This window comes from Pontibacter sp. SGAir0037, from assembly GCF_005491705.1.
Classification (GTDB): domain Bacteria; phylum Bacteroidota; class Bacteroidia; order Cytophagales; family Hymenobacteraceae; genus Pontibacter.
Window position 1 is genome coordinate 33,586 of record NZ_CP028093.1, and the last position, 14,628, is coordinate 48,213.

Here is a 14,628-nt window from a genome sequence, read left to right on the forward strand (position 1 = left end):
GCAAAAGGCAGCATCTTAAACAGAAGAATTATGAACAGTGAAGACAGCAAGAATAAAGCGATAGAGACGGGTTTCAAGCCCCTGGAGATCACTTCCCCGAGGACAGCGGAAGCACCAGGGCCGAATGTGGGGGCAGAATGCTGCTCTACAGATGGAAGAACAAAAGTTAAGGGGGCTCAGGAGCATGAGGAGGCAGAAGAAGAGGCAAAGGCTTCCTACATCCCCACGGCCATCAGCCTTGTCCTGCTACTGGGAGGCATTTTGCTTGACTACCTGGACACCCCTTGGTTTACAGGTTACCTTCGTTTTGCAGTTTACAGTATAGCCTATGTGCTGGTGGGCTGGCGGGTGGTGTGGCATGCCATCAAAAGCCTGCGTTCCAGCTTCTTCAATGAGTTTTTCCTGATGAGCATGGCTACGTTGGGTGCCTTCTATATTGGCGAATATGCAGAAGGAGTTGCTGTGATGCTTTTCTATGTCATAGGTGAGCACTTCCAGGAAGCAGCTGTGCTGCGCTCCAGGCGTTCTATCAAGGCACTCATCGACAACAGGCCGGATGAGGTTGGGCTCGTGACCGCTAATGGGGTATTGACGGTGAAGGCGAAAGAGGTGCAAGTGGGGGATGTAGTACAGGTGAAGGCCGGCGAAAAGGTGGCTTTGGACGGGGAGCTGCTCTCTGAACGATCCTCCTTCAACACCGCCGCCCTGACAGGCGAGTCTAAACCAGATACTAAAAAGCAGGGCGAGACGGTGCTGGCCGGGATGATTAACCTGGACCGGGTAATCGAGCTGAAGGTAACTTCTGCTTATGAAAACAGTGCCCTTTCCAAAATATTGCAGCTGGTGGAGGAGGCCGGTAGCCGCAAGGCCAAAACGCAGCAGCTTATCACCCGTCTGGCCAAAGTGTACACGCCTGTTGTCTTCTTCCTCGCCCTTGGCCTCACTTTCATCCCCTACTTCTTCGTGGAGGCTTATGATTTTAATCAGTGGCTCTACCGGGCGTTGGTCTTCTTGGTCATCTCCTGCCCCTGCGCGCTGGTGATATCCATCCCGCTCGGCTACTTCGGGGGCATCGGAGCCGCCTCACGTAACGGCATCCTGTTTAAGGGGGCTAATTTCCTGGACCTAATGACGCAGGTAGACACGGTAGTGATGGACAAGACCGGCACGCTGACCGAGGGGGTATTTAAGGTACAGCGAGTAGAGACATTACTGGATGATAAGGCCTGGTTCCTGGAGGCTGTAGCCGGACTGGAGAGTAAATCCACGCACCCGATCGCCCAGGCTATTGTTTCAGAAGTGGGGCTGACCTACCAGAGCCTCTCGGTGAGAAACGTGGAGGAGATTTCCGGTCATGGACTGAAGGGCCAAGTGGAGGGCAGGCAGCTGCTGGTGGGAAATACCCGATTGCTGGATAAGTACAGTATTGTCTATGATTCCAGCGTGAAGGAGATAGTGGAAACGATCGTGTTGGTGGCCGTAGACGGAACCTATGCAGGTTACATCACCATTGCTGATAAAGTTAAAGAGGACGCTCCCTTGGCTGTGAGGAGAATGCGTGAGCTGGGGGTGAATAAGCTGGTGATGCTTTCCGGTGACAAGGAGAGCATCGTGCAGAAGGTTGCTGGTGAGCTGCAACTGGATGAGGCATATGGAGGCCTACTGCCGCAGGATAAAGTAAGCGAAGTGGAGAAGCTGAAAGCAGAGGGCAGGACAGTTGCCTTCGTGGGCGACGGAATCAACGATGCGCCGGTGATCACACTGGCCGATGTGGGCATGGCTATGGGGGGGCTTGGCTCGGACGCAGCCATTGAGACGGCGGACGTGGTGATCCAGACAGACCACCCTTCCAAGATCGCTACGGCCATCGACATTGGCAAGAAGACCAAGCAGGTCGTGTGGCAGAACATCACGCTGGCCTTCGTGGTGAAAGCCATCGTGCTGATCTTGGGGGCTGGCGGCCTGGCCAGTCTATGGGAGGCCGTGTTTGCCGACGTGGGCGTCGCTTTCCTGGCCATACTGAACGCAGTACGGATCCAGCGAATGAAGTTTAAATAAGCATAATAGTCATCTTTGTGGTGTGGCTCATGTATTTTCATTGGAAGCTACTGGTAACTTCCTGTTTAAGCGAAGAGGCTGGCTGGCTGTGCTGGACTTGGCTTTAAGGACACTCAAGCGCCACGCATATTGGTTTGAAGAGAGCGAGCGCTCTTTACTACCCTGGAGTGCTACCTAGTTGCCAGTAGGCACGTAACCTGCAAGAAGGTATTAATCTAGGCTATACAACAACATCGAAGATCAATGGAGAAGCTCAAAATAGAAATCCCCCTCCTTTTACCCCAAGTGCCGGATGAAAAAGACCGCTGTGTACGTGAGCTAATGGACCGGCTGCAGGGCCGGGAAGGCATAGAAAGCGTGCATGTCTCCAACGGGCAGGAGGATGGCGTGCCGCAGCTTTGCTTTCACTATAATCCGGAAGAGATTTCCATGGCCCGCATCGAGGCGCTGGCCAGGCAAACTGGAGCTTCACTGGCTGAAAAAATTGGGCATAGGCTCCTGGCAGTAGACGGTATTCGCCATGCTCGCCATGCCCGCCACCTAGAGCAGGCTTTACAACAGTCAGAGGGGGTGATTCAGGCTTCCGTTGCCCCCACAGGCATGGTGCGACTAGAGTTCGATAGGTCCAGCACCAGTGAAGGAGAAATTATCTCTACTCTAAGGAAGGAAGGCGTGAATGTTCTGGACGCCTCTGTTAGTGCTGAAGACTATACACGCCAAACTGGAGGTCGTGTAGCGGAGGCAGAAGCAGAAGGGCACCAAAGGTTAAAAAAGAAAATGGAGCCAGGCAGCGACCACACGCACGAGCATGGGGGCATCTTTGGCAAGAACACCGAGCTGATCTTTTCCATTATCTGTGGTGTGCTGTTAGGTACGGGCTTCGGCTTGAGCTTCGTGGAGGGTGCGGCGGATTGGGTAAGCCTCTCGCTCTACATTGGAGCCTACTTTTTTGGAGGCTTTTTTACCACCAAGGAGGCGGTGGAGGAGATACTTAAAAGGAACTTTGAGATAGACTTCCTGATGCTGGTGGCAGCTATCGGGGCCGCTATCCTGGGAGAGTGGGCCGAGGGGGCGCTGCTGCTGTTCCTCTTCAGCATGGGGCACGCCCTGGAGCATTATGCTATGGACAAAGCCCGCAAGTCCATTGCAGCGCTGGCGGAGCTGGCGCCCAAAACAGCCTTGCTCAAACGGAATGGCAAAACCGAAGAGGTGGGCATCGAGACTCTTCGCTTGGGCGATGTGATCGTGGTGAAGCCTAATAGCAAGATTTCGGCGGACGGGGTGGTGGTCAAAGGACGCAGCAGCGTGAACCAGGCTCCTATTACGGGCGAGAGTGTGCCTGCGGATAAGCTGCCGGTAGAGGACCCGGAGCAGGACTTTGGGCCGGATAGTGAGATCAGGGCCGAAAGCCGCGTGTTCTCCGGGACTATCAACGGGAATAACACGTTGGAAATAAAAGTGACCAAAGAAGCAAAGGACTCCACTTTATCACGCCTGGTACAGCTGGTGAACGAGGCTCAAACCCAAAAGTCCCCCACCCAGCGCTTTACCGATAAATTTGAGAAGCACTTCGTGCCCTCCGTACTCCTGCTGGTGCTGCTGCTGAACTTTGCCTTTTTGGTCGTCGACGAACCGTTCAGAGCGAGCTTTTACAGGGCGATGGCCGTGTTAGTGGCAGCCAGTCCCTGCGCCCTGGCCATTTCCACGCCAAGCGCCGTACTGAGCGGCGTAGCGCGCGCCGCTCGCGGAGGTGTCCTCATTAAAGGAGGCCGCCCATTAGAAGACCTGGGTGTGCTGACCGCACTGGCCTTCGATAAAACCGGCACACTGACAGAAGGCAAACCTAAGCTCACGCACGTTATTCCAGTTAGTGACATACAGGAGCATGATCTCCTGAAAAAAGCCGTCGCCGTGGAGGCGCTGAGTAACCATCCGCTGGCCAGGGCTATCGTCAGGGACGGAAAGGGAAGGTTGAAAGGCATGCCTGTTCCCAATGCGGAGGACCTAGAGGCTGTGCTGGGGAAAGGCATCAAAGCCTCCCTCGAGGGGAACAGGATTTATATCGGCAACCTGGAGCTCTTCGAGGAACTGGATGCCGTAAAGCCTGGAGAGGAGCTGATAGACAGAGTGCAGGCTTTGGAGGCAGCGGGAAACACCACCATGCTGGTGCGCGAAAATGACCGCTATATCGGTATACTGGCCTTGATGGACACGCCGCGTGCAGCGGCAAAGGCCACCTTGGAGGAGCTCAGGAAGATAGGTATCAAGCGGATGATCATGCTCACCGGCGACAACCAGAAGGTAGCGGACGCAGTGGCTGCGGAAATCGGCCTCACTGACGCCTGGGGTAGCCTGTTGCCTGAAGAGAAGGTGAACGCCATAAAAGAGCTTCGCCAAAAAGAGAGCAAAGTAGCGATGGTGGGGGACGGGGTAAACGATGCCCCGGCTATGGCCAACAGCACGGTTGGCATCGCGATGGGGGCCGCTGGGTCGGATGTGGCTTTGGAAACCGCCGACATTGCCCTGATGTCCGACAAGCTGGAGAACCTTCCCTTTGCCATTGGGCTGAGCCGCAAGTCCAGGAGCATCATCAAGCAGAACCTTTGGGTAAGCCTGGGCATAGTGGCGCTTTTGATCCCCGCCACCATTCTGGGCCTCGCTAACATCGGCGTGGCGGTGCTGATTCATGAGGGGTCTACCCTGCTGGTAGTCTTCAACGCCTTGCGGCTTCTGGCATATCAGAAAAAGTAACCCTGCGATGCTGATCAAAAATAAATACCTGCCGGCTTGCTGCTTAGCAAGACCAAATAGGAGCTACTAGCCATCGTATAGGCAGCTTATTAGGAGAAGTACTAGCGGACATGTTCAACGTATCCGAAAAAAACTAAGCCTGGCGCTGCACCTGGCTGCCGGGGTCGTGCTGGCAATGATCGGTATAGAATTAGTGCCTTAGCCTGAGGCTGATCCGCCTTATATACCTATTCTGGCAACTATGTGGAAAGTAGTTGTTGCCGATGTGGGTGTAGCTTTTTTTGGTTAAATTTAAATGTTATGAGAATCTAACGGATGAGGTGTTGATTTTCTGGTAAACCTATACATTCCCCACCAGGCGAATGGAGCAAGTACAAAGACACTTGCCATTCCTGGGAAATAACTGTCGCCTCCATTCGTGAAGAATGGAAAAATAAAATGAGCGAGTTCTGTAATACCCATAGCTGCAAAAAAGGTCCAGGCTAAATAATATCCAAAGGCATACCCCCTGCCATGGAGAAATGGAATGGACAACCAAGCACCTACAGATGTAAGCACAAGCAAAGTTATAGGTACAGAAGTTATTTCAGAAACCGGAACCCTTGTAAGGTCGAAAGTCAGGCAAAAATCCCGAAAAAAGTTTCTTCTATTCTATGGACCAGGAATAAGCAGAAGGTTACCCAAAAATTGAATTTTTATAGATGAGAAATCTGGATTTGTGGGCATAATTAGCCATAAAATAAATCAACCTTAAAACCGGAGGTAAAAATAACCGTAGGCCATATGCCAAAAGAAATATAACCCAGGGTAAGAATAACTATTGTAATAATAAAGGCAGTAATAGTTATAGATGTCTTTACCCTCATGTTTTGCATTGGTTTAAACCCAAAGCCAATGCACAGACTTTTCTCGAAATAATTTAAATTTAACAAAGATTTAAATTCCTTATTTATAGCTTCAATGGAAAAATATGATGCAGTTATTATTGGCTCCGGCCCTGGGGGTTATGTATGTGCCATCCGATGTGCCCAGCTTGGTCTCAAGACAGCCCTTATAGAAAAATACAGCACCCTTGGCGGCACCTGCCTGAATGTGGGGTGCATACCGTCTAAAGCGTGGCTGGAGGCATCGGAGCACTACCATAGGCTAGTGCATGACTTCCCGAAGTTCGGGGTGACTTTTGAGAATCCTGCTGTGGACATCGCTAAGATGAACGGGCGCGTGAAAGCAGTGGTAGAAGAGATTATCAATGGGGTTTCCTTCTTAATGAAAAAGAACAAAGTGACCGTGTATCAAGGGACAGGCACGATCAAAGATAAAAACACTGTTAAAATCACCCAAGAATCCGGTACACAAACTATAGAATCCGCTAATATCGTCATAGCCACAGGCTCAAAACCCAGTTCCCTTCCTAATGTCGCGCTGGATAAGGAGCGGATCATAAGCTCTACGGAAGCGCTATCCTTAACAGAAATCCCTAAACACATGATCGTGATCGGAGGGGGAGTTATTGGGGTGGAGCTTGGATCAGTCTTCAACCGCTTGGGGGCCAAAGTAACGGTGGTGGAATATATGGACACCCTGATTGGCGCAATGGATTTGGCACTGGGCAAAGAACTGCAGCGGTCTCTCCGGAAGCAGGGGATAGAATTTCTTTTGCAGCACAAGGTAACAGAGGTGATACGTACTGGTGAAGAAGTGACGGTGACCGCGCAGGCGCTTGAATCTAAGGAAGAAATTTCCCTGACAGGAGACTACTGCCTGATGGCGGTAGGCCGCAGGCCTTATACCACTGATTTAGGGCTAGAGAATATTGGCATCGGGACAGACGGAAAGGGCATGATACCGGTGAATGAACAACTGCAGACAGCTGTTCCAGGCATTTATGCCATAGGAGATGTTATAAAGGGCGCTATGCTGGCGCATAAGGCCAGCGAAGAAGGTGTTTTTGTGGCAGAAACCATAGCAGGCCAGCGACCCCTCATTAACTATAACCTTATCCCCAGTATCGTGTATACAGCGCCGGAAGTGGCCGGAGTAGGCGTCACGGAAGAGCAGCTCCGGGAGCAGGGCATCGCCTACAAGGTGGGTTCTTTCCCGTTCAAAGCAAATGCCCGGGCCAAGATAAGCATGGATACGGACGGCTTTATCAAGGTGCTGGCATCCGCGCAAACAGACGAAATACTGGGTGTGCATATGATCGGTCCCCGTATCGCCGATACCTACGTGGAGGCCGTCGTGGCCATGGAGTACAGGGCTTCTGCAGAGGACATCGCACGCATGACGCACGGACACCCTACCTTCTCAGAGTCTTTCAAAGAGGCTTGCTTGGCGGCCACAGGGGGCAGGGCTGTTCACATGTAACGGGAAGGTGATAGTCTCCTTTGAATTACACGCGCTCTGCAGCCCGATGGACTTGCGTCACGCTCCCGTTGCATCGCTCTCCAAAGAGGATCGATCCAGGCTCAGAGCTTATTTTGCTTCAGTATACCATATAGGATATGCCATGTTAATACTTGCTACATGGCCTTTGCAACAAAATAATAGACCCTACTATGTCCCACTGGCCAGCCTTGATTAATGACCAAGCTAACTGGCAGCGTTGGTTTAGGAATGGAACAATCAAGGGTCGTCATGGTGTTCTATCGGAAAAACGACATGACAGGAAGACATTTTATGAAATCCATCAGCTTCGCTCTAGTTGTCTTTGCTGTTGCTCTCAGCATGGGCTTTGTCCTCAAAGGCAGCGGCAAAGGCAGCGGCTCTCCCCCAGTAAAAGCAGAAACAAACCTGCATAAAGCGGCTGTAATATCAGAGAGTCCTGTTGACAAGAGTGCTTCTGTCACTGATTCCGCTCCCAAGGCTGTGTTTGAGCAGTATGTAGAGGGCTCCTATAAAGAGGCAGGTTTAGAGTTGATGGGGCTCTCGCTCGAAACATTCAGAGAAGCAGTTACGGGGTATCATAATCTGATGTCAACGGACTCTTTATCACAGAATAAGGCATTGATCACCATTGTGGATTTTAACCAGTCCAGCAAAAATCGTCGTCTGTGGGTCATTGACTTGGCTACAAACAAAGTGGTGTACAATACTTGGGTAGCTCATGGGCAAGGCAGCGGTGGAGAATTCGCAACTACCTTTTCTAACGTTCCTAACTCGTACCAGAGCAGCTTAGGATTTTATCTTACCCAAGAGACCTATGTCGGCAAGAATGGGCTCTCGCTAAAGCTGACAGGATTAGACGCTGATTATAATTCAAATGCCTTGGGTAGGTATATTGTGGTGCATGGAGCAGCCTATGCCAGCGAAGGCTTTATCAAGGCCAATGGCCGCTTGGGTCGCAGCCAAGGTTGTCCTGCCCTTCCTGTGGAGGTAACCAAACCTATCATTGATACAATCAAAAATAGGACAATATTATACGTAGACGGTCCCTCTAGTGGCTATACTTCTCCTTTCCTAGATATTGAGCAGGCAGCTCTGTGCTTGAGTGCTGACAAAGATGGAAAGGGTCATCTTCAGGTTTGATGTGTTCTTCTCTTGGGCTATCAGGTATTGGAAATACAATTGGTATAGAAAAAATCGATTAACCCACAAGCCTGAACGATAGTACTTGTAGGTAGTGGGCATCAAAACTCTTTAGTAGGCATAATATATCCATGTTCCCTTCTATACTTTAACCATATAAAAGGGAGCTTATGTGCTATAAGATTATTCGGGGCAGGGAATCTCTGTCGGTTCGATTTGGGCCATGATAGCGTAGAATGGAGGCAATGTGCCTGTATCGTGTATCGTGCCCTTCGTCTCGTGCGCTATCTGGTTCCTCTACGTAACAGACAGAGTCTAGTCTACCCAGAAATGCCAGGTATGTACGTCCGGATGGTTCATAAAGTCCATTTTCCTGGGCTGACACTTCTTTAATCTTATGAGCCCGGCACCATTTGCGACAGCAGGCTATCGGCCTTGAACATCACCATTACCAAGGTAGTGGTGATGTTCTCAAACCCGCCGCTCTTTCCTCCAAAGCGGGGAGAATAATATTGTAGCTTGCTTTATATCAAGCCACAAGAACTGCGTTGTGCGCATTCAAAACTTTTTTGTCAACTACTGTGGTGGGGTGTGTGAAACCTTAATGTGGTGCTATCTTCCCGAAGCTGTATCCCTAACAATATGATAGTCGTCCCGTACAAATTACACCACAATAAAAGCTAGACACTAATTGATAGATAAGCCTATGCCACAGGGACACGCTGTATCTGCAAGCAGCCAAAATAAAGGCCGGCTTAAACTGGTACTAGCCTTTACATCGCTGTATTTGATTGTTGAGGTGGTGGGAGGCATTTTAACAGGGAGCCTTGCCTTGCTTGCTGATGCCGGCCATATGCTAACGGACGTGGGAGGGCTTGCTTTTGCGCTCTTCGCCATTATACTGGCAGAGCGGCCTGCCTCCCCTGCACGCACCTACGGCTACTATCGTGCTGAGATATTGGCTGCGCTTGCCAATGCGGTGGTTCTGATTGGCATCTCGCTTTATATCCTCTACGAGGCTTATCAGCGCTTTCTTGACCCACCAGAGGTAGAGAGCAAAGCCATGCTGCTGGTAGCAGTAGTCGGTTTAGTAGTGAATCTGACAGGTATGTTTATCCTACGGAAGGGGTCTAAGGAAAGCCTGAACATGAAGGGAGCTTACTTTGAAGTTCTTTCTGATATGCTTACATCTGTAGGAGTAATCGTAGCAGGTATCATCATGTGGACAACCGGTTGGTATTATGCCGATCCGATTTTGTCAGCAGGAATAGGGCTTTTTATCCTTCCCAGAACCTGGATACTGCTTAAAGAGGCAGTTGGGGTGTTGTTAGAGGGAACGCCTTCAGACGTGAACATAGATGAATTGCGCACCTCCATGAAAGCGATAAAAGGAATTGAAGAAGTGCACGACCTGCATGTCTGGTCTTTGACTTCTGGCGTCAATGCGATGAGCGCGCATGTAGTCTTAGCTGCTGATAACAAGGCCTCTTACGACGAATTGCTAAGCAGAATAAACCAAACTGTCACCTCTAACTTTAAAATATCGCACACCACCATCCAACTTGAGAGCAGTGGATATAAGGAGAAAGGAACTCACTTGTAGTGGCGCCTGAGTGGCACGGTGTTCAGTAAAAAGAACAAGATGCTACCAACAAGTTGCTTACACACATGCAAGAAACCGAAACCGGCGGGATCATAGGGTTGAGCACTGCAGTCCCTAGAAGAAGATTCTGCGTGGCACAGTACGACCAAGTGGGGCAACAAACGAGCTGATCACCAGCAGTCTCATGAATTAATTCTCCTTGCAGGAACTTTGGAAAAACAAGCATACCATCGATGTTATTTAATGTAAATTACCCTGATTCCATTGCAAATAAAATCCTCAAGCCCTGAATGTATTGCAAGTAAGGGAACTAGGGACACCTGTTTCCGTTTAAAGAACGGCAGTCTTATGTTTGTGTTGATTGCGTTGATTGTGCCCCAAGGTCTTTATCTAAGGTCTTGGGGTTATTAACCTCATGCTCCTCCTCAACCATGCGTCTTGAGTAAGAGATGCGAAACATTGTTCATCCGGTTTCCCAAGCTTGGTATTGCCTGTCAGTAGTATAACTATCAAAGCCCATGTTCCTTACTGTCAACTAAAAAGAAGGCAACTTATTCTTAAACTTTTGGTGCAGCTAAGACCGCTCATAATGATGAACTTCCCATGACTATTTTAAGTTATAGCATTAGTACATCCTCTTACATAATGTGAAATGAATTCGATCAGGAAAGCAGCTTTGAGTTGCATATTAACCATCCTTGCCATTACTTCTGTAGCTGCAAAAGACAAGGATGATTTACATCAAACCATCAAGGCTATAGCGGCTAAGTTTGAAGCAATGGGTGTAGGCGCTTCGTATGTCACTGCCAAAGGGAAGCCGGTGGTGCAGCAGGTGTCGTTTCTGCAGGAAAAAGACCTGACGTTCCCTGTTAACGGCAACCTGCGTCAAATTGCTCTCATTCGACATGGCGAACCTGATTTGCGAAAGACGGGTAAGTTTTCTTATATGGAAGCCAGGAAGTTTGCAGTAGATTATGATAGTGTAGGCATAGTGACGCCAGATGCTCCTTTCTTTGAAATTCAGAACCCAAAAGAGGTGGCCGTATTCGCCAGTTCTATCAACAGGGCCAGAGCGACAGCACAATATGTGTTTGGGGCAGATAGCCAAATGACCGTCTCACCGGTTTTTAGAGAGTTTGAAACGGCCATGGGCGAGCATAGCCCTAGCTTACGCATGCCAATCAAATTCTGGACCACTGCTGCCCGCATCAAGTGGGTGTTGGGTATAGACCGGCAGGGGGCTGAAAGTTTCGCGGATGCCCGCCGACGGGCACAGGAGGCAGCCCAAATCCTGGTCAGTGCAAGCGCGGATAAGCCTAAAGTAGCACTTGTAGCCCATGGCTTGTTGAACCGCTATATTCAGGAGAACCTAGAAGACATGGGGTGGCATGTCGTGCGTGACGGGGGGAGTGGCTATCTGGGAACCACCATATTAGTAAAATTGGACAGCTAATCAGTGGTACGGGCCTTTCAGGCGGTGCTACTCCTAGGCCAGGCTGAATGCTAGTACATGATATACCTGTTGTGGCTCCACTTTTTCCTGTATTTATCTTCCACTCTTTGGTGCCGTTAGGCCAAAGGGAGTTTTGGCTGGCTCTATTCTTTCCCCTTTTCCAGACTTTATCATCTGTGCAGCCCCGCTTCTTCGTCAGCAGAGTGAGCAACACTGTCCGTGGCAATAAAGCGCCTATATGGCCATTCGTTCAAGGTAAGTCGCCAAATAGTCAATTATCGATGTGATGCAGTTGGAATTAGCTGCCAATTATAACTCTAAAAGTTAATTCAAAACTAATGCTTTACAATTATTGGCTTCTATGATAAATAAATATACTGTTTTATTAATAACAAGCATTAACTATTTAACATAAGGTAAATTATAAGACATTTAATAAATTATAAATTTTCACCTATACGGCTTAGGTAAAGTACTGCGCAAGGGGAAGGAGCTGCTCAAGCAACACTTATGACACCGGAGCTCCAAGAAAGCATCAAAAGCAAGATCTGGCAGATCAAATTAACCCTTGCGGCTGGCAAGAATCGGTGGAGCAGCGCTTATAACGACAGCTGGGGCTCTAATACTTGCCACTGGCGCTTTACATTCAACTTAATGACTTCCCGGGCGAACTTAGCTACCTCAACCATGTCAACAAAAACTTCCCGGATGACAGCGGCTTTCCGGACTTTTTGTTCAAGTGGACGATAATCCTTTTCAAGCTTGGCGAACGGAAGGAAGCCGAGCGGAGGGCTTTCTGGGATTTCTGCCACAATACTGGTGTTGCTAGGGTTTGTTAAAGGGTTAAAATATATGCTTGATAACCAATAGAATGATCCTGTGGTTGTCAACCATTTAATGGTTGCTTCTTTGTGATCGCGTTATGCTGTCTTGTCCCTCCTATAGCAGCGGCATATTTTTGATAACCTTCTGTTCTTAGCGGGAATGTGGTCCTCATAGCACGAACCGCCAAATCAATTTGCCGATAATGAGCGTCTGGGTCAGCTTCCATCCCAGGCCGGAGGTGTCGTAGAGCTGGTTCACGATAAAGAAGAAATCCGTGCCTATCCTGGGGATGATGTGGAGCCGGTAGTTCAAAATGGCTTCCCTGTCCTCATCGTTCCATTGGCCAAACAGGGAGCCGAATACATTCGGGCTCAGCGCATAAGCGATTTGGCTGTTGACTAACCTGGCATGGAAGCTCCCTTCCGGCAGGCTCACCCAATTATGTTCGTAATTTAGGTTGGCGTTCAGGTAACGGCTTGCACGCCAATTGAGGCCGAAGGCACTTTCTGTTATTTTACCGTCATAGAACCTGCCCCAATTAACGGCAGTGCCTACCGAGAACTCCCGGCTAGAAAAGGTGCTGGCTTGTATCTCATACCGGGTTTGCCAATAGTCACCTGGCTGTATAAAAATCCCTCTGCCAATCTCAAAGGGCTCCCTGACTCCCTCCCCGCGGCGCTGAATATTAAACTCGAAAGACTCGCCGCCCCTTGTCTCGAAGCCCAGCGGCCTGATCTCGTAGAAGAAGCTCTGCATCTGCTTGGTGTCATCGTAAATGAACCAGTTCATGTCCAGCGGCTTAAAACTGAACTGCCTGATCCAGCGCAGGAAGTTCTTGGTGGGGCGGGGCCGGAACTCCAGCTCGGTGTAAAACTCCTGAAAGTTATCCCGACTCAGGAAACCTACCTCCGGGTTAAAGTTGGTCGCACTGCGGTTCCAGGCTGCGTCAAACTGGATGCGGTCATTGGGGTAGCTGACAAAGAAACGGTGAGCGCTGGCGTCAGCCGGCGTGCCATCTGAGTTATAGTTTCGGGCGTAAGCTCCGCCAGCCATCAGGTTCTTGTCTCCGAAAAGGGAAGAGGTACTGTAGCGGGCGTATCCCCCTGTGGTGCTGTGATGACGTCCCTGGGCGTATTTGTTCGTAGACATGATACCTACGCTTGACTGCTTTAGCACATCCTGCCGCCAGCTTAGCACCGTATAATTGGTAGTGGGGGAATGGTTTTCCCCGCTGCCTTGTTCGGCCGTCTGTAAGCTCATCGCCCCAACCGTGGAGTTGTTGATCTTGCCCAACATCCTTGCCCCTGCTATAATGGACACCGGCTCTCGGTTTTGGTTAAGCCCTATCCTTCTGCTATAAAAGCCTATTATCCGGTCACCGAGCCCCATGTCAAAGTAGTCTTCCCCCTCCAGGAAAAACTCACGCCGCTCCGGGAAAAACACCGGGAACCGGGTCAGGTTGATTTGCGCCCGGTCCGCCTCCACCTGTGCAAAGTCGGTGTTGACCGTAAGGTTTAGCCGGAGCGTAGGTGTCACCAAGTAATTCACATCCCCACCCGCATTGAGCACCCCTTTATTAGCATCTCTTCTGTTGAGTTGCATTCCGGCAATGCCATAGGGTTTCACCTCCACAAAAGCCTTGTCTTCAATGTTGCTCAATCCTTTCAACGCTCCTGCCCGATTGACAAACTCCAATTCTGAATCCCTCGACCACCCCTGCCACAGGATTTGTTCCCGTTTCCGGCGGATGTTACGTTCGAAGTTTATCCCCCAAACCTGCTGTTCAAGACCTGACCTGAATTTTAAGGTGGAGAAGGGTATTTCAAACTCAGCAAACCATCCTTCCGCGGTGATGGAGGTCTTTACATTCCAGACCCCATTCCAGTTGACGTTAAAGCTGCCCCCATTATTTAAAACCTGGGCATCTTTGCGGGCCCCGTTAGGGTTGACGATGAACAGAAAACCGTTCCGCTTGTCGAGGTACGTATCAATGATGACCTCGAAGTTATCATCCACACTGTGGTTGAAGTCCCTTCTAAGTTCCTTTGCGATTATTTTATCTGGCTCCCGGTCGTAGCACCAGGCTCCGATGTAGAGGGCCTTCTGCGTGTACACCACAGCCACCTCCGTGCGTTCGGTGGCCAGCTCACCCTCGTTTAACTCCCGCTGGGTAAAATTAGAGATCCGGGTAGCTTCTTTCCAGGCAGGCTCATCCAGGATGCCATCGAGCTGGATCCCTGCTTCTGTGAAGTTAGTCCGGATAGTATCAGGCAGACTCACCTGCGCCACGGTTTCATAACAGGGAGCCGTCAAGAGGCAAGCGAGAACACAAAAGCAACGGAAGAGGAGGTCTTTGTACATATTGACACAGGTTGCGCAGGTTTAGTGGACAGTTACATGTGAGACTGCTTTT

10 protein-coding genes are annotated in these 14,628 nt (G+C 50.0%); 7 read left to right on the forward strand and 3 right to left on the reverse strand.

What is annotated here, in order from left to right; all coding sequences use genetic code 11:
• Nucleotides 1–30: 30 nt before the first annotated feature.
• From C1N53_RS21995 to C1N53_RS22000, 3 genes are all read left to right on the forward strand, one after another.
• Nucleotides 31–2,058, forward strand: a complete 2,028-nt coding sequence (locus tag C1N53_RS21995; protein ID WP_137761643.1) for a heavy metal translocating P-type ATPase — start codon at nt 31–33, stop codon at nt 2,056–2,058.
• A 22-nt stretch (nt 2,059–2,080) separates the two neighbouring features.
• The gene (locus tag C1N53_RS22650; protein ID WP_168194103.1) at nt 2,081–2,236 is read left to right on the forward strand and encodes a hypothetical protein; all 156 of its coding nucleotides are present in this window, start codon (nt 2,081–2,083) and stop codon (nt 2,234–2,236) included.
• A gap of 65 nt (nt 2,237–2,301) precedes the next feature.
• A complete protein-coding gene (locus C1N53_RS22000; protein ID WP_137761644.1) occupies nt 2,302–4,809 on the forward strand; it encodes a heavy metal translocating P-type ATPase in 2,508 nt (835 codons plus the stop codon).
• A 291-nt stretch (nt 4,810–5,100) separates the two neighbouring features.
• On the opposite strand, the gene C1N53_RS22010 is transcribed toward C1N53_RS22000, so the two are convergent.
• Entirely contained in the window at nt 5,101–5,343 is a 243-nt protein-coding gene (locus C1N53_RS22010; protein WP_137761645.1) for a hypothetical protein, read from the reverse strand.
• 426 nt (nt 5,344–5,769) lie between these two features.
• Between C1N53_RS22010 and lpdA the strand changes: the two genes are divergently transcribed.
• The 4 genes from lpdA (at nt 5,770) to C1N53_RS22030 (ending at nt 11,390) form a co-directional block, all read left to right on the forward strand.
• Entirely contained in the window at nt 5,770–7,173 is a 1,404-nt protein-coding gene (lpdA, locus tag C1N53_RS22015) for a dihydrolipoyl dehydrogenase (RefSeq protein WP_137761646.1), read from the forward strand.
• Between the two features lie 216 nt (nt 7,174–7,389).
• A complete protein-coding gene (locus C1N53_RS22020; protein ID WP_137761647.1) occupies nt 7,390–8,334 on the forward strand; it encodes a murein L,D-transpeptidase catalytic domain family protein in 945 nt (314 codons plus the stop codon).
• A gap of 706 nt (nt 8,335–9,040) precedes the next feature.
• On the forward strand, nt 9,041–9,937 hold the full coding sequence (locus tag C1N53_RS22025; protein ID WP_137761648.1) for a cation diffusion facilitator family transporter: 897 nt from the start codon (nt 9,041–9,043) through the stop codon (nt 9,935–9,937).
• A gap of 676 nt (nt 9,938–10,613) precedes the next feature.
• Nucleotides 10,614–11,390 carry a histidine phosphatase family protein gene (locus C1N53_RS22030; protein WP_168194104.1) on the forward strand — a complete coding sequence of 259 codons (777 nt, stop codon included), beginning with the start codon at nt 10,614–10,616 and terminating at the stop codon, nt 11,388–11,390.
• 599 nt (nt 11,391–11,989) lie between these two features.
• Here C1N53_RS22030 and C1N53_RS22035 read toward each other — a convergent pair.
• The gene (locus C1N53_RS22035; protein WP_116544964.1) at nt 11,990–12,202 is read right to left on the reverse strand and encodes a hypothetical protein; all 213 of its coding nucleotides are present in this window, start codon (nt 12,200–12,202) and stop codon (nt 11,990–11,992) included.
• Nucleotides 12,203–12,383: 181 nt separating this feature from the next.
• Entirely contained in the window at nt 12,384–14,504 is a 2,121-nt protein-coding gene (locus C1N53_RS22040) for a DUF5916 domain-containing protein (protein ID WP_116544963.1), read from the reverse strand.
• Nucleotides 14,505–14,628: the final 124 nt, after the last annotated feature.

Coding starts and splice junctions, on each gene's coding strand:
- C1N53_RS21995 (WP_137761643.1), top strand. CDS start 31: ATGAACAGTGAAGACAGCAAGAATAAAGCGATAGAGACGGGTTTCAAG.
- C1N53_RS22025 (WP_137761648.1), top strand. CDS start 9,041: ATGCCACAGGGACACGCTGTATCTGCAAGCAGCCAAAATAAAGGCCGG.
- lpdA (WP_137761646.1), top strand. CDS start 5,770: ATGGAAAAATATGATGCAGTTATTATTGGCTCCGGCCCTGGGGGTTAT.
- C1N53_RS22000 (WP_137761644.1), top strand. CDS start 2,302: ATGGAGAAGCTCAAAATAGAAATCCCCCTCCTTTTACCCCAAGTGCCG.
- C1N53_RS22020 (WP_137761647.1), top strand. CDS start 7,390: ATGACCAAGCTAACTGGCAGCGTTGGTTTAGGAATGGAACAATCAAGG.